This window comes from Arthrobacter sp. C2 (assembly GCA_024207135.1).
GTDB lineage: Bacteria > Actinomycetota > Actinomycetes > Actinomycetales > Micrococcaceae > Paeniglutamicibacter.
On the sequence record CP042428.1, the window covers coordinates 628,514 to 647,434 of the forward strand.

Genomic DNA, 18,921 nt, shown 5'->3' on the forward strand with positions numbered 1-18,921 from the left:
CGGGGCGGACGGAAAACGGCAAACCCGAGGCGGGCAAGGAGGCGGCGGGAGTGCTTTCCCTCATGATCGTGCCCGGACCCATCACCCCACGGCCCGGGTCAAAGGCCACCCGCGAAACCGGCCGGCCTCTTCGGGTGAAGGCAAAGACCAGGTTCAATTGGCGATTCCGGCCAGCACCGATCCCGGGGATGGGCGCGGCGGCCGTCGCACTCGCACTCCCCATCCTCGACGTCGGCTTCGTGCAGGCCTATGGTGGAAACAGGGTTCCGGCCAAGGTCCGGACCCGTGTTGGAGGTTGAACAATGGCTGCCCCACAGATGACCGATACGCTGCAGCGCCCGTTGCGGGACCTGCGGATATCCGTCACGGACCGCTGCAACTTCCGCTGCGTCTACTGCATGCCCAAGGAAATCTTCGGCCGCGATTTCGTGTTCATGCCGCATGACCAGCTGCTCACCTTCGAGGAGATCACCACGCTGGCCCGGATCGCCATGGACCACGGCGTGCGCAAGATCCGGCTGACCGGTGGCGAGCCGCTGCTGCGCCGCGGCATCGAGGACCTTATCGCCATGCTCGCCGCACTGCGCACGCCCGGCGGCGAACCGCCCGACCTCGCCATGACCACCAACGGCTCCGTCCTGGCGCAGAAGGCGGAGGCACTCAAGGCCGCCGGCCTGGACCGGGTCACGGTGTCGCTGGATTCCCTGGACGAGGCCGTCTTCCAGTCCATGAACGACGTCGAGTACCCCGTGGCGAAAGTCCTGCACGCAATCGACGCGGCCCAAGCCGCGGGTCTGGGCCCGGTGAAGGTCAACATGGTGGTCAAGCGGGGCCTGAACGATGGCAGCATCGTTGACATGGCCCGGCACTTCCGGGGCACCGGATTCATCCTGCGCTTCATTGAATACATGGACGTGGGAACCTCCAACGGCTGGAAGATGGACCAGGTGGTGCCGAGTGCGGAGGTGGTTGAACGGATCGGCAGCGTGTTTCCGCTGGAGCCGCTGGAGGCAAACTACCCGGGCGAGACCGCCCAGCGCTGGCGGTATGCGGACGGCGCCGGCGAGATCGGCGCGATCTCCAGTGTTACCCGTGCCTTCTGCGGCGGATGCACCCGGGCGCGGCTCTCCGCCGACGGCAAGCTGTTTACCTGCCTGTTCGCCACCCGGGGCACCGACCTGCGGGCACTGCTCCGCGCCGGTGCCACGGACGAAGACTTGGCCACTGCACTCGCGGCCCTGTGGGGCGCCCGGACGGACAGGTACTCGGAACTGCGCAGTTCCAGAACACCCGGCGTGGCCAAGCCGGGCATGAAAAAAATCGAGATGAACTACATCGGCGGCTGAGGACCGGAGTGCTGCAGCCGGGCTGCCAAGCGGTGCGCGGATGCGCGGTTTCCCGAGGGGATTGCCTGGCCGTTGCGACGGGCAACCGCCAGTGTAAGGCACGTCACGTGATGGCCATGTTGTCTTTGCCAAGTAGCGATGCTAGAACGGTCCTACCTGCTAATGAACGCCCAACGTCGTGCGTGTGGGGGGCGGCGCACACGACACCGGGCGTGGAACCGGATTGACCGGATACACCCTTCATTCCGGAGAGTCGATTCTTCAAGCAAAAGGTTGTGTGTGCCATGAGCAACAAGCCCCCGGTCCAGGATGACTCGGACGCCAAGATGAAGGTCGGCCGGCCCGCCCGGGCGGCAGCGGGGCTTCACGGCCTCACCGAATCCCTTCCCCAGGCGCTTTCGGCCATGGGCCCCGTGCGATCCGCAAAAACCCTGCTGGCAATGAACCAGAAGGACGGCTTTGACTGCATGAGCTGTGCCTGGCCGGATCCGCCGCACCGCAAGACGGCGGAGTTCTGCGAAAACGGCGCCAAGGCGGTGACGTGGGAAGCGGGGCTGCTGACGGTGCCGCGGGAATTCTGGGAAGCCAATTCGGTGTCCTCCATGCGGGAGCGCAGCGAGTACTGGCTGGGCCAGCAGGGACGGCTGGTTGATCCGGTCTACAAGCCGGCAGGCTCGGACCATTACCAGCCCATCAGCTGGGACAACGCGTTCCGGCTGGTGGCCGGTGAGCTGAACGCCCTCGATTCCCCGAATGAGGCAGCGTTCTATACCAGCGGCCGCACCAGCAACGAGACGGCCTTCCAATACCAGTTGTTTGCCCGCGCCTTCGGCACCAACAACCTGCCGGACTGCTCCAACATGTGCCACGAGTCCACGGGACTCGCCATGGGGGAAACCATCGGGGTGGGCAAGTCCGCGATCTCCTATGAAGACTTTGCCAAGTCGGACCTGATCATCATCATGGGGCAGAACCCTGGCACCTGCCATCCGCGGATGCTGACGGCGCTGGAGGAAGCCAAGCTCGCCGGTGCCCAGATCGTGGCCGTCAACCCGCTGCCCGAAGCCGGCCTGATCAACTTCAGGAACCCGCAGAAGCCCCGCGGGCTGGTCGGCAAGGGCACCGATCTGGCCGACCAGTTCCTGCAGATCCGGCTGGCCGGAGACATGGCCCTGATGCAGGCCCTGGCCAAGCGGGTCTTTGCCGCCGAAGACGCGGCACCCGGCGCCGTCCTGGACCACGCGTTCCTGGAGGAAAGCTGCCAGGGCCTGGAGGAATACCGGGCCCACATCGCCAACCTCGACGATGCGGAAGTCTTGGCCGCCACCGGACTGCGGACGGCGGAAATCGACGAACTCGCCGACCGCTACCTGAAGGCGGACAAAGTCATTGTCACCTGGGCCATGGGCCTGACCCAGCACAAGAAGGCCGTGCCCACCATCAAGGAAATCGTCAACCTGCTGCTGCTGCGCGGAAACATCGGAAAGCCCGGGGCCGGCCCCTCGCCCATCCGCGGACACAGCAATGTCCAGGGCGACCGGACCATGGGCATCTGGGAGCAGATGCCGCCGGTCTTCCTGGACGCACTGGGCAAGGAGTTCAATTTCGACCCGCCGCGGGAGAACGGTTTCGACGCGGTCCAGAGCATCCGCGCCATGCGCGACGGCAAGCTCAAGGTTCTCTTCGCCATGGGCGGGAACCTGGTCAGCGCAATCTCCGACACCGTCGTGGCCGAGGAGGCCATGCAAAAGATGAAGCTCACGGTCCAGGTGTCAACCAAGCTGAACCGCTCCCACGCCTTCACGGGGGAGAAGGCCCTGATCCTGCCCACCATGGGCCGGACCGAAATCGACCGGCAGGCATCCGGCGAACAATTCGTCACCGTCGAGGACACGGTGTGTGCCGTGCATGCCTCGCACGGAAAGGTGGAGCCGGTCGGGACGAACCTGCTCTCCGAGATGGCCATCGTCAGCCGGCTTGCCCGGGCCGTCCTGGGCCGCGATCACCCCATCGACTGGGCCGGGTTCGAGGCCGACTACGACACCATACGCGAGCACATCGGGCACGTCTGCAAGGGCTGCGAGGACTACAACGCCAAGGTCCGCCGTCCCGGCGGCTTCGTCCTGCCGCACCCGCCGCGCGACAGCCGCACGTTCCCCACACCTTCGGGCAAGGCCATCTTCACGGTCAGCGAGCTGGAAACCGTGGAGGTCCCCAAGGGGCGGCTGCTGCTGCAGTCCGTCCGCGCCCACGACCAGTTCAACACCACCATGTACACCCTCAACGACAGGTACCGGGGCGTGAAGAAGGGCCGTCACGTCCTGTTCGTGAACCCGGCCGACCTGGCCGAACTCGGCATCGCCGACGGCAGCTACGTGGACATCCACAGCGAGTCGCCCGACGGCATCGACCGGGTCCTGCGCCAGCAGCGCATCATCGGCTACCCCACCGCGCGTGGCTGCGTGGCCGCGTACTTCCCCGAAGCAAACGTGCTCGTCTCCCTGGACGCCACGGCCGAGGGTTCCAATACCCCGGTGTCCAAGTCCGTCGTCGTGCGCCTGGAAAAGGCAGCCGAGCCCGCCTACGCCGTAGGTTCCTGAGCAAACACCTCCGGGAAGCGAGGAAGGGCAAGCCTATGACCCAGCCTGGATTGTTAACGGCTTTTCAGTTTGCCAAGGAGTACGGCAATGGACCTAATTTTTCGGTCATCGGCGTTTGCGCCGCTGGCGCTGGGTTTTTGCGGCCTGGGGACCGGCTACTTGATCTACGGTCCCGAGGAATTGTTTCACTGGCCCAAGCGTGACGAATCCGTGGACAGGTCGACAGGCGTGTGGGGCATCTGGCTCCCGGGCTTCTGCCAGCTGGTCACCGGCATCATCCTCTTCGTCGGCCTGACATGGTTCCAGGTGTTCAAGGACGCGCCGCTGTACATGGCAGCCCTCGCCTTCTCCGCATACGGGATCCACTGGTTCGCACTGGGCTACAACCGCTGGCAGGGTGTGGACCCGCGCACCAACGCCGGAGACTGGCCCGTCGGGCTGCTGTTCGTGGGCCTGACCTTGATCTACATCAGCGACTTCTTCCACAGCATTGGGCAGGCATGGGGCGAGCGGTCGCTCGGGCTGTGGCACCTGGTCACGGGCCTCTGGCTGATGTACCTGACCTTTGCCACGAGCCTGAACTTCTCCCTGGGCATGACACTGCCCCTGTAGGGTGTTGCTGCGGGCAAGCCAACTACGGGAAAACGGGGTTTCGGTGGCGGTCATGGCGCTGGTGCACGGGTTGTGGTCCGACGGTTCGGCCTGGTTGCGGGTCATCGCCGAGCTGCGCGCCCTTGGCCATGACCCCGTGGCCGCCCAGCTCGGCCTCGAATCGTTTGACGACGACGTGGCCAGCGTGCGCCGGACCCTGGCCACCGTGGGTGCACCGGTCCTGCTGGCAGGGTGGTCGTACGGCGGGGCAGTGATTGGCGAGGCGGCACGCGGGGCCCGAAACGTGGGGGCGCTGGCCTATGTCGCGGCGTCTGCACCGGCCGAGGGCGAATCCGTGAGCCGCTTGTCCAGGCTGCATCCGGGCAGCATGATCCCGCAGCACGTGGTCGTCGCCGGAAACCACACCTACATCGACCGGGCGCACTTCGGCGAGGTGATGGCGGGGGAGCTGTCCTCCGAGGATGCCGCGCTGGGTGCGGCCGTGCAGAAGCTGACGCGCATCGGGCTGGACAAGGCAACGGTGGGGCGGCCGGCATGGCTGGATCTGCCGGCGCATTACCTGGTTGCCACCGCCGACCGTGCCGTGCCTCCGACGCTGCAGCGGGAAATGGCCGAACGGATGGGCGCTGCGGTGACGGAGATCGATTCCGGCCACGCACCCTTGCTCTCCCGCCCTCGCGAGGTGGCCGTCTTTCTGGACGGCGCCTGCAAGGCCTCCCTCTAAGGCCGTCGCCGGTGCGGCGGCCGGCAAGGAGCGCCGGGTCCACGCACGGGCCGGTCGTGCGCCGCCCCTTGCGCAAGCCAAAGCCGGCACATCCGTCCGTGCCGCCCCCGTCCTCGGCAATGAGGTGTTCGCGCCGCCGGATCCGCGAGCGGCACCTTGATCCGGCCGTCCGGCCCTACCTCGAAAACGCCGGGCCCCCGCGGCAAAAACCGAGGCGGAGGACGAAGGGAAAATCGGGACCTTCGACCTATTGCCGAGCGCTATACACGCGAGTAGCGTCCTATACATGAGTACAGCCCGAGAGGATCTGACCGGACGGGCCCGGCTGCGCGACGCCGCCATCGAGTGCTTCGCGGCGCACGGGTTCGATGAATCCCTGCGCGCCATTGCCGCCCGCGCCGAGGTCAGCGCCGGCCTGGTCCGCCACCACTTCGGATCCAAGGAAGCGCTGCGCGCCGAATGCGACGTCACGGTGCTTGCACGCTACCGCGCGCTGAAGAACGAAAGCCTCAAGGCCTCGCCCCGGCAACTCTTTGCACAGTTCCCGTCATCGCGCGAGGGCGGGATCCTGCTGGTCTACATCCTGCGCTCGGTCCGCGAGGGCGGGGAGGCGGGAAGGGACTTTATCGAGCACATGGTCGTCGAGGCCCTGGAATTCTCGCGCGACGCCGTGGAGCGGGGAATCATCATTCCCAGCCGCGACGAGGAGGCGCGCGTGCGCTTCCTGGTCCAGCAGTCGATCGGCGCCATGGTGGTCAGCTTCGCCATGCGTCCCGGGACGCCGCTGGAGGACTTTGGTGCGGTGATGGAACGCTACTACGCCGAGGCAGTGCTGCCAACCCTCGAGCTGTACACCGAGGGGCTGTTCACCAGCCGGGAATACCTCGATGAATACCTGGCCTTCCTGGCCGGCACCAAGAACCCGCCCGCGGGCCTCGCGGGAGAAACCGTGACACGGTAAGGAGAAAACCATGTCCACCAACACCCAGGCCATCTCGGTGGCCGGCCTGCACAAGCATTTCGGGCGCACCGCGGCCCTGGCGGGACTGGATCTGCAGGTCGAGGCCGGAGAGGTCGCCGGATTCCTCGGGCCCAACGGGTCGGGCAAGTCGACCACCATCCGCATCCTGCTCGGGTTGCTGCGTGCCGATTCGGGCAGCGTGAAGCTGCTGGGCGGGGACCCGTGGGACGACGCCGTGGCCCTGCACCGGCGCATCGCCTACGTGCCCGGAGAGGTCGCCCTGTGGCCCAATCTCACCGGCGGCCAGGCCATCGGCATCTTGGCGTCCCTGCGCGGCGGCGTGGATGCCACCAAGCGCGACGCGCTGCTCGAACGCTTCGACCTGGACCCCACCAAGAAGGCGCGCAGCTACTCCAAGGGCAACCGGCAGAAGGTCGCCCTGGTCGCGGCCCTGGCCTCGGACGCCGAGCTGCTGCTGCTGGACGAGCCGACATCGGGCCTAGACCCGCTGATGGAACAGGTCTTCACCGCCTGCATCCGCGAGGTCAAGGCCGAGGGGCGTTCGGTGCTGCTTTCCAGCCACATCTTCGCCGAGGTCGAGAAGCTCTGCGATACCGTCACCATCATCCGCGAGGGCCAGACGGTCGAGGCCGGGCGCCTCGAATCCCTGCGCCACCTGCACCGCACCACCGTCTCGGTGCTGCTGGCCGGAAACACCTCCGCACTTGCCGCGGTCCCGGGCATCGGTGACCTGGTCATGGACGGTCCCAAGGCCACCTTCACCGTCGGCGAGGAAGACCTGGGCGGCGTGCTCGAGGCGCTTTCCAGGTACTCGCCCCGTTCCCTGGTCTCGACCCCGCCGTCGCTCGAGGACCTGTTCCTGCGCCACTACGGGGGGCTGCCGCTACAGCCGGCAGCCGCCAGGCCCGGACGCCACGCCCACGCACCTGCGGCAGGTGCGCGATGAGCAGCGCAACGGCCCCGGGCCGCGCCACGCGCCGAACCTCCGCCTCCACCGGTTCCCTGGCCGGGGTGGGCACGGCCGCGGGATTCATCCTGCGCCGCAACTGGCTGCGGCTGCTCATCTGGGCGGGGGTGCTGGCGGTGATGATCCCGATCGTCTACGGCTCCCAGCAGGAGGCCTTCCCGACCCAGGAGTCCCGCGACGCCTATGCCCAGGTGGCCAACACCCCGGCGGTGGCGGCCATGACAGGCCTGCCCTACGCGGCAGGTTCGCTCGGCGGCATCCTGGTCATCAAGATCTGGATGACCCTGGCCGTGGCCCTGGGCTTCGCCTCGATCTTCCTGGTCACCCGCAACGGACGGGCCGACGAAGAGACCGGGCGCACCGAGCTGCTGCGTTCGGCCGCGCTGGGGCGGCACGCCTACCCCGTGGCCAACTACCTGGTGGCCGGATCGCTGTCCGTCGTCACCGGCTTGCTGATCTCCCTGCTGTGCCTGGGCCTGAAGCTGCCGACCGGCGGATCGTGGACCATGGGCGCCTCCATCGCCGGAACCGGGTTGGCTTTCGTGGCGGTCTCGGCGATCTGCGGCCAGCTGGCGACCACCAGCCGCGGGGCAAACTCGCTGGCCGTGGCACTGTTGGCGCTCTTCTACTTCATCCGCGCGGGCGCCGACCTGCAGGCCAACGGCACCGACCCGAGCGCACTGAGCTGGTACTCGCCCATTGGCTGGGCGCAGAACATGCGCTCCTTCGGCCAGGACAACTGGTGGCCGCTGACGGCCCTGCTGGGGCTGGCGGTGCTCGGATGCGCGCTGGCGCTGCGCCTGGAAACCCGGCGCGACCTCGGCTCCGGCATCCTGCCCGAGCGCGCCGGCCCGGCCACCGCCTCGGCGCTGCTGGCCAACCCGCTGGGCCTGGTGCTGCGGCTGCAACGCGGCTCGCTTCTCGGCTGGTTCCTGGGCGCGGTGGTTGCGGGGCTCTTCTTCGGGTCGGTGGCCCGGGCCATGACCTCGGTGCTGGACCCGGACAACCCGTTCGCCAAGTCCTTCGTGGGCCCCGGACACGACATGCTTGACGGGGTGATGGGCATCTTCGTGCTTTTCAACGGGCTGCTGGCCGGGGCGTTCGCCGTCCAGGCGCTGGCCGGGGCACGCAGCGAGGAGGAAAGCGGGCGGCTGGAGAGCCAGCTGGCCGGATCGCTCTCGCGCTTCGGCTGGCTGTGGGCGCACGTCCTGGTGGCGGGGGCCGGCTCCGCGGCGATGCTGCTGGTCGGCGGCTACCTCACCGGGGCATCGTCCCAGGGCGCGGCGACCGGCGGATCCATGGCCGCCGCCTCGTTCGCCTACTGGCCGGCGGTGCTGCTGATGCTCGGGGTGCTGCTCTTCTGTCAGGGATTCATCCCGCGTCCCAGCACCGGCATCGCGTGGGCGGTCTACGGGCTCTCGGTCATGGCCGCGATGTTCGGCGGATTGCTTTCGCTCTCCGAGGACGTTATCAAGGCCACCCCGTTCGGGGCGGTCCCGAGGCTCCCGGCCGAGGACTTCGCCCTGCTGCCCCTGGTGGTCCTTGGCGTCATCGCCCTGGTGCTGGCCACGATCGGGTTCTGGCGCTTCCGGGCCAGGGACCTGATGCCCGAATAGCGGAACGGGGCGCGTGCCCCGTTCCCCTGTGCGGGTGCTGCGCCCCGGCAGGGGTAGGGCCCTTGCAACCCCTTTACACGGGTTTTGTTGCGGCAGTAGCGTGGGCGCCATGGACTGGAAACTGGAACTGGTATTTGTCCCCGTGTCCGATGTGGACCGCGCCAAGGATTTCTACGTGAACAAGGTCGGGTTCAACGCCGACTACGACGAGCGACCCACCGAGGCGATCCGCTTCGTCCAGCTGACCCCGCCGGGATCCGCCTGCTCCATCACCATCGGCGAGGGCCTGAACGACGCGGCCCCCGGAACGGCGCCGAGCCTGCAGATGGTGGTCAGCGACATCCGCAAGGCCCACGACCAGCTCAAGGCCAACGGCGTGGACGTAAGCGACGTCGACATCCAGCCGTGGGGGCACTTCGTGTACTTCGCCGATCCGGACGGCAACAAGTGGGCGGTGCAGTACCTGCCGCAGCGCCCGAACGGGTAGACGCCCAACCGGCAACAAATTGCCGATCAGCCGCCCTGTAGCGGGTGGGCCCGCTCAGAAACCCGTTTTCGGCAAGATCTTGCCGAAAACGGGTTTTCCGTGGATCATGGGATGATGAAGCATCAAGAGCGGCATTATCTTGCCGGTGCAGGAAGTGGCATTGACACCGTATCGGCACTGGCGCTGGAGATCCGCCGGGCCCGCAAGGACGCCGGGTTGACCCAAGGGGAACTGGCCGACTTGGCCGAGGTCTCCGAACGGACCGTGCGCGCGCTGGAAACCGCCACCGGCAATCCGTCCCTGCGCGCCGTGGCCTCCGTCCTCAACGTGCTGGGGCTCAAGATTGGCGTCGGTCGATGACCCCGGACCTCCACCGGCTCAGGTTCATCGAGGGTGCCGACGTCTACAAGAACGGTGTCCACGCGGGGGAGCTAACCCGGACGGCTGCCGGGGGCATCCGCTTCGGCTACCTAGACAGCTACCTGGCCGGCGGCAAGGCGCCGGTGGCCTTTTCCCTTCCGCTGGAAAACGCCGCAGTCGAAACGCCCAATGGTGCCCTTCCCGCGTTCTTTGCGGGGCTGCTTCCCGAGGGACACCGGCTGACGGTGTTGAAGAATGCGACCAAGACCAGCTTCGACGACGAACTGACCTTGCTGCTCGCCGTGGGTGCCGATGTCCCGGGCGACGTACAGGTGGTTCCCGCGGGGGACGTTCCCGCCGAACCGGAGGCGCTGGCGGACACCTCGACACCGGAAGACCTGGACTTCGCCGTCCTGGCGAACTCGGTGGACCTGCACGCATTTCCCGGGGTCCAGGACAAGGCGAGCGCCTCGATGCTCACCACGCCATTGGCGACGCGGGGCCGGCGCTATCTGCTCAAGCTCGATCCCGCACAGAACCCCCATCTGGTGGCCAACGAGGCCGCGCACCTGGCCGGGGCAAGAAACCTGAACCTCCCGGTGGTTGGCAACCGGATCATCCATGACAAGCACGGACTGGCCGGCCTGCTGGTCGAGAGGTTCGACCGCCGGAAGGGAACCGACGGCCACTGGCACCGGATGGCCCTCGAGGACGGAACACAGGTCATGGGCCTGCCCCCGGCCGCGAAGTACGGTGTGGCGGCCGAGGACCTTGCATTGGCCCTGGCCCGCTTGTGCATTGCCCCTGTGGTGGCCCGCCGAAACCTGTACCTGCAATTTGCCTTTGGCTGGCTGACCGGCAACGGCGACCTTCATGCCAAGAACCTCTCCGTGCTGGGAAGGCAGGCCGGCGGTTTCGAGATCTCGCCCATGTATGACCTGCCCTGCACACTGTTGTACGGCGATGAAACCATGGCACTTCCGATTGCGGGAAAACTGAAGAACCTCAAGGCCAGGCATTGGGCGGAATTTGCCGACGCCCTCGGCCTGCCGCCCAGGGCCGCGGCGTCGGCAAACCGGCTCGCACTCAAGGCGGCGGCCTCGGTGGACCTGGCTGCCTTGCCTTTCGAGGGTTCCCCGTTGCGCGGGACGGAGCGGGAACTGCGCTTCCGCCGGCACGAGCTGCAGGCATAGCACCGCCCCGGCGTCCACGGGGCATCATCTGCACCATGGACGCCGAGACGATCCGTGTTTGTGGTTTTCCCCTCAGCGCATTGCTCGAATCCTGGCCGCGGGCCCCAGGTCCCATTGGTCGTTGGACATCCGCAGGACGGCCAGGCTGACGAAGGCACTGGCAATCGTGGTCAGTCCCCAACCGAGCGTCACATCCAGCAACCTGCTGGGAATGACGACAGCGGCAATGAAGTGGATGGGTTGGGAGACGATTAGCGCGCCGGCGATCCACCAATTGATGATCCCGGCCCTGCCCAGGGCAACGCCGGTCAAGACCATTCCGGCAATGTGCCCGATGAGCCAAATGATGCCGCAGGTCGCGGCAAACGCGCTGTTCTGCACGGCGTCGCCGATGCGCACGATCGTGGCCTGGTCGAATCCGTTGGCACCCAGCCGGGACACCAAGTAGTCCATGTTTGCGGTTGCCGAGCCCATGGTCCAGGCCAGGAAGCCGAAGGCTGCACCCAGGGTGGCCAGCAGCGGCGCCCCGCGCCTGGCAACATGGGCGATGGCCAACACGCCCAGCAGCAGCGCCGGCGAGACGATGATGCCGCCCCAAAGCAGGGCGTCCATGGTTTGCTGGTGCTCCAGGACCCCGGAGACCATGGCGGCGGCGTCGTCTGTGGTCCAATACGGCATGACGCCCCGGCCCACCGCGATGCTCAGGGGCCCAAGGGTGATCACCAGGGCCGCCAGGATCCTCCACACCCCACGCATATCGCGCCCCGCGCCCCGATCCGCGATGCCGGGCCGCACCTCACTGGTCTTGGTCATGTTCTTCCCCTTTCAAACGCAGGTCCACGCTCGTGGACCATGGATCCAGCATGGGCCTGAACCGTGGTTCGCGGATCGTGGGGAACACCGGAAGAATCCCCGTGCCAGCACGGACGAACGGGGCAACGCCACAGGTTTAGGCTTGCTCCATGGCATGGGCGCGTGCGGTATCGATAGCCGTCCTTCCACTGGCAGCTGGGCTGCTGGCGGTGGACGCCACTGCCGTGCTGCTGGGCCTCGACGGCGCAGCGGCGCGTTGGCTCGTGCTGAGCATCGCATTCGCCCTTCCACCACTCGTCTTGGGACAAGCCATCACCGGCAGGTTCCCGGCCCAGGCCGTGGGCGCCTTGCTGTGCTGCGCGGGACTTGCCACGCTGGCGGTCGGCACCAATGACACCTGGATGGCCGCAGCCCAACTGCATCCGGGGCTTCCGCTCAGCGGCTTGCTGGTGTCCCTGGCGCAGGGCAGTTGGATGCTGCTGTACCTGCCATGGGCGCTGATGCTGTTGCTCTTCCCCGCGGGCCGGTTCGGGAGCCGGGCCACACGGAACCTGGCCCGCGGGCTCTGCGCCGTCACCGCGGCCTTCACGGTGCTGGCGGGCCTGGGACCCGGGCCCTACGCCAGCGGTTTCCAGCAGCAACACCGCGCGATGGCGCCGGTGCAGGGCGCCGACATCGCGGCCGCCGCCCTGCTTCCGGTGTTCCTGGTGCTGCTGCTCGCCAGCGCCTACGGACTGCTCGAGCGCTTTCGCGCGGCCGACCCGGCAACGAGGACGCAGATCCGCTGGTTGGCCGTTGCCGGGGCCATTGTGCCGGCGGCCTTGTTGCTGTGCTGGGCGGGCTACCTGATGGGTGGGCGGCAGTGGCCGGTACTGCTGGGCCTGGCTGCCATGAACCTGTTGATCCCCGCCGCCATCGCCGTGGGGATCCTGCGTTCGGATCTCCTTGATGCCGGCCGGGTCCTGGTCGCCCTGCTGGGCCTGACGGTGATGTGCGGCCTGGTCATGGCGCTGACGCTGTTGCTCTTGCGCTGGCCGGGTGTGGGGAGCCCGGCCGCCGCGGTCCTGTCCCTGGTCGGGGTGGCCGCCGGAACCTTGTTCTTGGCCGGGCTGCGGCCGCGCATCCTGCGCGCGATCGGCCGAATCTTCCATGCGGAACACGAAAGGCTCATGGATGCCCTGTCGATGTTCCAGCGGCAGGTCCTGGCGGATGCGGCACGGCCCACGGACCTGGAAGCGGTGCTGCGCACCGCCACCGGGGACCTTTCCTTGCGCCTTGGCTACGCAACGTCCGGCGGTTCGACATACCTGGACGCCTCCGGGCACCGGATCGAGGCCGGCGGGGGCGTCCCGGTGGACCTGGCCGGGCGCAGGATCGGAGTGGTGCTTCCCTCTCCGGGACACCGGGCCGTGTTTAACACCCATGTCACCCGGGCGCTGGCGCTGCCGCTGGAAATGGGCAGGCAACAACTCGAGTTGGCAACCGCACTGGCGGAGACGGATGCCAGCCGCATCCGGATCCTGCTGGCCGCCCACCACGAACGCAAGCGCCTCGAGCGCGACCTGCACGACGGCGCCCAGCAACGGTTGGTGGCCCTGGGCATGGCGCTTCGCCTGATCCAGCGGCAGCTGCCGCCACGTGAGCAGGCCCTGCGCGGGATGCTCGACGAATCGGTGGCCGAGCTCGGCACGGCCGTGGCCGAATTGCGGCAGATCGCCCATGGCATCAGGCCCAGCGCCCTGGACGAGGGCCTGGAAGTTGCGCTGCGGCAACTCAGCGGCCGCTCCCCGACGCCGGTGCAGCTGCGGATCGGGGATTCCCTGGGCATGGTCCCGGAGCTCGTGGGAGCCACCGCCTACTTCGTCGCCGCCGAAGCGGTGCACAATGCCGTCAAGCATGCCGGGGCCCGGCGCATCACCGTCAGGCTGGGGCGGGAAGGCGAATCGGTCCGCCTGAGCGTGAGCGACGACGGCCGCGGCGGGGCCATGCGCACCCCGGGCGGGGGACTGGCGGGCCTGGCCGACAGGGTCGGGGCGTTGGGCGGATCAATGAACATCCACAGCCAAGTCGGCCGCGGCACCGTCATCGAGGCGGTGCTGCCATGCGCATAGTCATCGCCGAGGACTCCGCGCTCTTTCGCCAGGGGCTCTCGAACCTTTTGGAGGATGCGGGACACGAAGTGGTGGCCGCGGTCGGGAATGCCGCGGCCGCATTGGCGCGGACGCGGGCACTGGAACCTGACGTGCTGGTCTGCGACGTGCGCATGCCCCCGGACCTCACCGACGACGGGGCGCGTGCGGCGGTGCTGCTGCGCGGCGAGTACCCCAGGATGGGCATCGTGCTGCTGTCCCAGCACATGGAAACCACGCACACCGCACGGCTGGTCCCCGGCGGGTACTTCGCCTACCTGCTCAAGGACCGGGTGCTGGATGTGAACGAATTCCTCGAGACCCTGCGCCGGGTGCGCCAAGGCGCCACGGCACTGGACCCGGAAATGGTTGTTGAACTCATCGGAGCCGCACGCACCAACCGCCGCGTCGAGGCACTGACCGCGCGCGAGCGCGAGGTGTTGGCGCTGATGGCCGAGGGGCGCACCAACCTGGGCATTGCCCAGCGGCTGTGGTTGACCGAACGCACCGTGGAGACCCACGTGGGCAACATCCTCGCCAAGCTGGAGCTGCCCGTGGCCCCGCAGGACCACCGCCGGGTGCTGGCGGTGGTCACCTACCTGCAGGCGCAGGGAAGCAACTAGGGCTTGACCGGGTAACGGGAGGTGATCGCGACCCGGTTGAACATGTTGATCGCCGCGCTCAGCCAGGCGACGGCCGAGATCTGCTCGTCGGACAGCACCGCCCGGGCCATCGTGTACACCCCATGCGGGACGTGGTCCACCGAGATCATCGTGATGGATTCGCACAAAGCCAGGGCCGCGCGTTCCACAGCGGTGAAGTACTCGGAATCGGCCCACGCCGAGACCACTGCCAGCCGGTCGGTGCTTTCCCCGAGTGCAAGGGCATCGCGGGTATGCATGCGCAGGCAATAGGTGCAGCCATTGATTTGCGAAGCCCGCACCTTGAGCAGCTCGCGAAGCTTGGGATCAATTCCTGCGGCGTCGGCGGAATCGCTGGCGGCCTTGTTCATGGACAACAACGCCGCATACGCAGCAGGATCGGACTTGCTGAGATTCACCCTGGGTTCCATGACTAGATGCTAGCCCGGCTTGCCGACAAGTAGCTAGGGGGTTGACAACGGGCCCCAGAACCCCTGGCGGGCCGTGTTTGGACAGATGGGCACCTGCATTCGGTGTCAACAGGTCTTCGCGGTGTTCGCCGATGCACTTGACGCTTGACCGCGTTTCCCGCGCCCCACGAATTTGAAGGGCTCCCGCATCAACGAGCTTCTGGATCCCCGAGTTGGCGGCGGTTCCGCTGAGATGAGGGCGCCGTGCGGTCGTTTGAACCGTGACCAAGGGTTGGCCAGGGTTATGTAGCCACGCGTCCCGGTCGCTGCGGAAGGCCCCCATATTCTGGTGTGCCCGTTGCGTGCGGAGCCACAGTGCACCCAGTTTTTCGGCCCGGCCTGCGGCATCCGTCCGTGTTCAGGCACGAAGCTCGAGAGCTCACGGGCCCGATCGGCCCATGCCTCGTCCGTGGTCTGCAGCCACCCGGAAAGAAGTTGGTCCAGGGCTTTGGCCCGGAAGGGGCCCATCGCCCCGGAGGCATGGGAAGTGCGCTGTTGGACCAGTAATAACCCGAGCTCTCGCTCACCGGATCGTCGGGTGTTGCGGAGGGCCGGCGGCCGGCGGAAATGAAGTGGTTGGAGGTTTTCTCCACTGCCGCCGTCTCGTGATTGCGGGTCGCGGCCGACGAACATGCGCAGACGGGGGGGGATGGCACCCTGGATCCTTCGGGGCCGACACCTGGAGGAAACCTTCCCCGGTCGAGGCGGTCCGCGCTGACCAGCACAGCCAACGTAAACTCATTGGGAAAACCGATGGACGCTGTTGAGTTGGCGATGGTAGCTTTAGGCTCGTCATCGTATCTCTGGGGGAGTAGAAATGCACAGTCGTGCGTGGGGAAAGAATTCAGCCATTGCTTTTGCGGCAACGCTCGTTGCCCAACCGGTTGTGGCGCAGACCGTTCCTGAAGGCCAGTGGCGGTGAACAAAACCACCGATTGCAACGAAAACGTTTTGAATGCCAACGACGACTCATCGACGGCGCCAGTCCCGCTTCCATTCGGCGTCAACTTCTACGGGTCGTCATTCCAGAGCCTTTGGGTGAACAACAACGGCAACGTCACCTTCGATGGGCCCCTCTCCACCTACACCCCAATTGGACTGGCGGGTACCAGCTCCCAGATCATCGCCCCGTTCTTCGCGGACGCAGACACCCGCAGCGCCGGATCCCAGCCCGTTGCCTAAGTCTGGGGCGAAACCACGTACGAAGGCCTCGGAGGGGACTTCGGGCTCGACGTCATCAAGGAAGGGTCGCCCACCTCGGCCCGTGTCAGCTGCCCGTCCGACGCTCAAATTGTTGCCGTGGAGGAGGCCGCGACAGCCGGGGCCAGCTCGCTCAGCTATGACGTGGATACCCAGACCTACAACTACGTGTGGAAGACCGAGCCGAGCTGGGCCGGGACCTGCCGGGTGTTCCAGAAGGTGCTGAGCGACGGCAATTCGCATCGGGCAACATTCAGGTTTGTCCGATGACAGGAAACGGAGCCGCGGGGACGCGCCGGGGCCGCGCTTCCCTCAGCCGCCGGGGGTGGCTGGGCGTCATTCCATGGGCCCTCTTGATCGTGGCATCCATCGTCCTGATGGCCAGAGGCCTGTGGATATCGACGTTCATCGGATACATCGCGGTGCCAGGTCTCGAGGAGGACGCCCGCGTCGGCGGCCTCTACCTGCTGGGCGGCTCGGCGGCCTCCCTGGTCGCAGCGTTCTGGTCGTTCCAGCGCGGGCATCCGCACTGGGTCACCGCGTGTGTGGCGGCGCCTGCCGTCCTGATTGGTGGAGTCGCTTTGGTGCAGCCGCATAGCCTACTCCGCCACATTGTGGCAGCAGTCGCCCTGCCGGGCGCGGTGGCGGGACTGATCGGCGGCCTCCTGGACCGGGGTTACCGCAGAACCCGATAGCAAAAGGAAAAGGATGGAGCCCGCGAATTCGGGGGCTCCATCCTTTTCGTGCCCGCATGCAAACCCGCGCGGAGTGGGGATCCCGGCCTCGCTCATTCACACACGAACACGAGTTGCGGCACTGGGGGAGTTCGTCCGGCCTCAGCTGAATGACGACAGGAGGGAGACGACGTAGTAAGCCACGATCGCCGTGAGCGAGTAGCCGATCGCCAGCGCGGCGATGGCCAACCACCTGCCGCCTTCACCGGTGGTCTTGATCTGGTGCAGGGAGACGTGCCCCATGATCACGCCGGCCATGCCGATAAAGAACGACGTGACGAAGGCGGCGATGGCAAGAGCGTTGGTCTTGGCGGGCAGGGACCCGCGGGCCTGGCGTGGCGGTGTCCGGTTCAGGGGGACGCTCATGGGCTACGCCTTTCAAGTCCGCGGGTCTAGACATCGCACATGTTGGACGACACCCACAGAGTACCAAGTGGCGGGCTTTTTGTATCTAGGTTCGAAGGCTGCAGCGACTGGGCTGCCTAGAGTTCCTAGGGCAGCGGATTAGTGGCTTCTCTACGCTGCCAAGGGTGGCTGCTGGTAACCATGGTGGACTTCGTTCGGACTCCGGTAATTGAGCGCGGAATGGCGCCTGCGGCTGTTCTAGAAGCCCTCGATGTAGTGGATGACGTCCTTGCGGTCCTTGGTGGCGTAGGTCGTGCGGGAGACGCGCTTGTTTTTCAGGGCCGAAAAGAAGGTCTCGGCCTGGCTGAAGTCCTGCGTAAATCCCGGTATTGCCCAGGGAGGAATGCATGCCCAGCCTGGCGACCAGCGCTCCGTAGGAGGCCGAGGTGTAGACGCTGCCACGGTCCGCATTAAGCCGCAATCGGCTTAACTCGGACGGTGACACTCAGTGCGGTGATCTCCGAAACGCGGGCCCGGGGTTGTAGGCGGTGGTGAGCATGGCCGCGTCGAGGTGCCCGCTCCGGGTGGAGCGATCCGGGGCGGCCAATATTGCTGCTATCTGTTCCCTGCTCAGATAGCCAAGCACGGGCCGGTCGAATCGCTTGGCAGGGATATCCAACACCCTGGCGGGAATCGGCAACGACGCTGGATCCCGCACCGCCGCATAGCGCATGAAGGAGTGGATTGCCGCCATCCGCGCGTTCCGGGTCCGGACACTGTTCTGACGTTCGTTTTCGAGATGGTCAAGGAAATCGAGCACCATGGGAACGTCCAGGTCAGTCACCTGCAACATTGAGGGCGGGGAGCCGGTCCTGCCCTCAATGTTGCAGAAAAGCAATTCAAACGCATCGCGGTAGCATTCCATCGTACGGGCATTGAGCCCGCGTTGGGTGATCAGTCGTTGGAGGAAGAAATCCTGGACCAGCTGCGGGAATCGGATCTGCACGGACATCATGATGCACCGACTCCGGGATCGGAAAAGGCTTCGAACTGCCCTGAAATGATTTGCATCAGTTCGGGTGCGGCAGAAAAATACCAGTAAAGGTTTCTCACCTCTTCGTGGCCCATAATGGGTTGCCAACACCGGGATCTTGGCATCAACGTTGAGGTTCTGGGCGTGGCAGGCCTCAACACGCCGCACCACCATGCGATGACGCAGGTCGTGGAAACGTGGTGTCCGCGTGCGCCCGACAGCGCTCCAGCCCAGCTGCCGCCGCAAGACACTGAACGTGTGATCTGCGGCGCCGTAGCTAATGCGGTTACTTCGGTCGGTGCGGAAGAAAGGGGCGTCCCCCTCGGCCAGACCATAACGGTGCTCTCGATCCGCGGCATATGTTCCCAACGGTTCCAAGGCACTGGGATGCAGGGGCACCAGTCGCACCCGGCCTCGCTTGCCGGCACGGATGGTAATGATGCCATTATTCATATCCACGTCGTCGCACTTCAGCGCCAACGTTTCGCTGGTCCGCATGCCGGTGCCGGCGATCAGCCCGAACAAGGTCGCATAGCTGTGGGGCCTTAGGCCCTAACCTTGGATAGTGAGTCCGTTATCCAACGTTGGGTACCTAACCTTGAATAGCAGTTGTTTCGACCAAGGTTGGCTCCCAACCTGGCCCCGCCCGTGCATTGGGAGCGCGCCCGC

General features: G+C 66.5%; 19 protein-coding genes and 1 pseudogene. 15 read left to right on the plus strand and 5 right to left on the minus strand.

Annotated elements, in window-relative coordinates; genetic code table 11:
- The first annotated feature begins 302 nt into the window (after nt 1-302).
- The 10 genes from moaA (at nt 303) to FPY90_RS02985 (ending at nt 10,887) form a co-directional block, all read left to right on the plus strand.
- Entirely contained in the window at nt 303-1,346 is a 1,044-nt protein-coding gene (gene moaA / locus FPY90_RS02940) for a GTP 3',8-cyclase MoaA (RefSeq protein WP_498683708.1), read from the plus strand.
- A gap of 284 nt (nt 1,347-1,630) precedes the next feature.
- On the plus strand, nt 1,631-3,946 hold the full coding sequence (locus FPY90_RS02945; protein ID WP_498683709.1) for an FdhF/YdeP family oxidoreductase: 2,316 nt from the start codon (nt 1,631-1,633) through the stop codon (nt 3,944-3,946).
- Between the two features lie 87 nt (nt 3,947-4,033).
- On the plus strand, nt 4,034-4,558 hold the full coding sequence (locus FPY90_RS02950; RefSeq protein ID WP_498683711.1) for a hypothetical protein: 525 nt from the start codon (nt 4,034-4,036) through the stop codon (nt 4,556-4,558).
- 52 nt (nt 4,559-4,610) lie between these two features.
- Nucleotides 4,611-5,282 carry an alpha/beta fold hydrolase gene (locus FPY90_RS02955; protein WP_071215202.1) on the plus strand — a complete coding sequence of 224 codons (672 nt, stop codon included), beginning with the start codon at nt 4,611-4,613 and terminating at the stop codon, nt 5,280-5,282.
- 286 nt (nt 5,283-5,568) lie between these two features.
- Entirely contained in the window at nt 5,569-6,243 is a 675-nt protein-coding gene (locus tag FPY90_RS02960; RefSeq protein ID WP_071215136.1) for a TetR/AcrR family transcriptional regulator, read from the plus strand.
- A gap of 10 nt (nt 6,244-6,253) precedes the next feature.
- Nucleotides 6,254-7,210, plus strand: a complete 957-nt coding sequence (locus tag FPY90_RS02965; protein ID WP_071215135.1) for an ABC transporter ATP-binding protein — start codon at nt 6,254-6,256, stop codon at nt 7,208-7,210.
- Entirely contained in the window at nt 7,207-8,847 is a 1,641-nt protein-coding gene (locus FPY90_RS02970; protein WP_498683714.1) for an ABC transporter permease, read from the plus strand. Before FPY90_RS02965 ends, FPY90_RS02970 begins: the two co-directional genes overlap by 4 nt.
- 109 nt (nt 8,848-8,956) lie before the next feature.
- Nucleotides 8,957-9,334 carry a glyoxalase superfamily protein gene (locus FPY90_RS02975; protein WP_071215201.1) on the plus strand — a complete coding sequence of 126 codons (378 nt, stop codon included), beginning with the start codon at nt 8,957-8,959 and terminating at the stop codon, nt 9,332-9,334.
- Between the two features lie 114 nt (nt 9,335-9,448).
- Nucleotides 9,449-9,694 (plus strand): helix-turn-helix transcriptional regulator, encoded by a 246-nt coding sequence (locus FPY90_RS02980; protein WP_498683716.1) that lies wholly within the window; start codon nt 9,449-9,451, stop codon nt 9,692-9,694.
- Nucleotides 9,691-10,887, plus strand: a complete 1,197-nt coding sequence (locus FPY90_RS02985) for a type II toxin-antitoxin system HipA family toxin (RefSeq protein WP_498683718.1) — start codon at nt 9,691-9,693, stop codon at nt 10,885-10,887. Before FPY90_RS02980 ends, FPY90_RS02985 begins: the two co-directional genes overlap by 4 nt.
- A gap of 72 nt (nt 10,888-10,959) precedes the next feature.
- Here FPY90_RS02985 and FPY90_RS02990 read toward each other — a convergent pair whose 3' ends face one another.
- Nucleotides 10,960-11,700, minus strand: coding sequence for a hypothetical protein (locus tag FPY90_RS02990; protein WP_071215132.1), 741 nt, complete (start codon nt 11,698-11,700; stop codon nt 10,960-10,962).
- 149 nt (nt 11,701-11,849) lie between these two features.
- Between FPY90_RS02990 and FPY90_RS02995 the strand changes: the two genes are divergently transcribed.
- Both FPY90_RS02995 and FPY90_RS03000 read left to right on the plus strand, forming a co-directional pair.
- Entirely contained in the window at nt 11,850-13,811 is a 1,962-nt protein-coding gene (locus FPY90_RS02995) for a sensor histidine kinase (protein WP_498683720.1), read from the plus strand.
- Nucleotides 13,802-14,452, plus strand: a complete 651-nt coding sequence (locus FPY90_RS03000; RefSeq protein WP_498683722.1) for a response regulator — start codon at nt 13,802-13,804, stop codon at nt 14,450-14,452. The genes FPY90_RS02995 and FPY90_RS03000 overlap by 10 nt, the downstream gene beginning before the upstream one ends.
- Here FPY90_RS03000 and FPY90_RS03005 read toward each other — a convergent pair.
- The gene (locus FPY90_RS03005) at nt 14,449-14,901 is read right to left on the minus strand and encodes a carboxymuconolactone decarboxylase family protein (RefSeq protein WP_498683723.1); all 453 of its coding nucleotides are present in this window, start codon (nt 14,899-14,901) and stop codon (nt 14,449-14,451) included. The two genes, FPY90_RS03000 and FPY90_RS03005, sit on opposite strands and share 4 nt — an antisense overlap.
- A 957-nt stretch (nt 14,902-15,858) precedes the next feature.
- Here FPY90_RS03005 and FPY90_RS03010 point away from each other — a divergent pair.
- From FPY90_RS03010 to FPY90_RS03020, 3 genes are read left to right on the plus strand one after another with little or no spacing between them, the layout of a single operon-like run.
- On the plus strand, nt 15,859-16,122 hold the full coding sequence (locus tag FPY90_RS03010) for a nidogen-like domain-containing protein (RefSeq protein WP_498683725.1): 264 nt from the start codon (nt 15,859-15,861) through the stop codon (nt 16,120-16,122).
- Between the two features lie 54 nt (nt 16,123-16,176).
- Nucleotides 16,177-16,410, plus strand: a complete 234-nt coding sequence (locus FPY90_RS03015; RefSeq protein ID WP_498685493.1) for a PxKF domain-containing protein — start codon at nt 16,177-16,179, stop codon at nt 16,408-16,410.
- Nucleotides 16,407-16,835, plus strand: coding sequence for a hypothetical protein (locus FPY90_RS03020; protein WP_498683727.1), 429 nt, complete (start codon nt 16,407-16,409; stop codon nt 16,833-16,835). Before FPY90_RS03015 ends, FPY90_RS03020 begins: the two co-directional genes overlap by 4 nt.
- Nucleotides 16,836-16,976: 141 nt before the next feature.
- Here the strand turns inward: FPY90_RS03020 and FPY90_RS03025 are convergent, their stop codons facing one another.
- The 3 genes and pseudogenes from FPY90_RS03025 to FPY90_RS03035 all read right to left on the minus strand — a co-directional run bounded on the left by FPY90_RS03025 (nt 16,977) and on the right by FPY90_RS03035 (nt 18,777).
- Nucleotides 16,977-17,240: a DUF4190 domain-containing protein gene (locus FPY90_RS03025; protein WP_071215126.1), complete on the minus strand. Its 264-nt coding sequence runs from the start codon at nt 17,238-17,240 to the stop codon at nt 16,977-16,979.
- Between the two features lie 150 nt (nt 17,241-17,390).
- A pseudogene (locus FPY90_RS03030) lies at nt 17,391-17,685 on the minus strand (IS3-like element ISAar4 family transposase); the annotation flags it as partial.
- Between the two features lie 39 nt (nt 17,686-17,724).
- Nucleotides 17,725-18,777: a site-specific integrase gene (locus FPY90_RS03035; RefSeq protein ID WP_498683728.1), complete on the minus strand. Its 1,053-nt coding sequence runs from the start codon at nt 18,775-18,777 to the stop codon at nt 17,725-17,727.
- Nucleotides 18,778-18,921 lie beyond the last annotated feature (144 nt).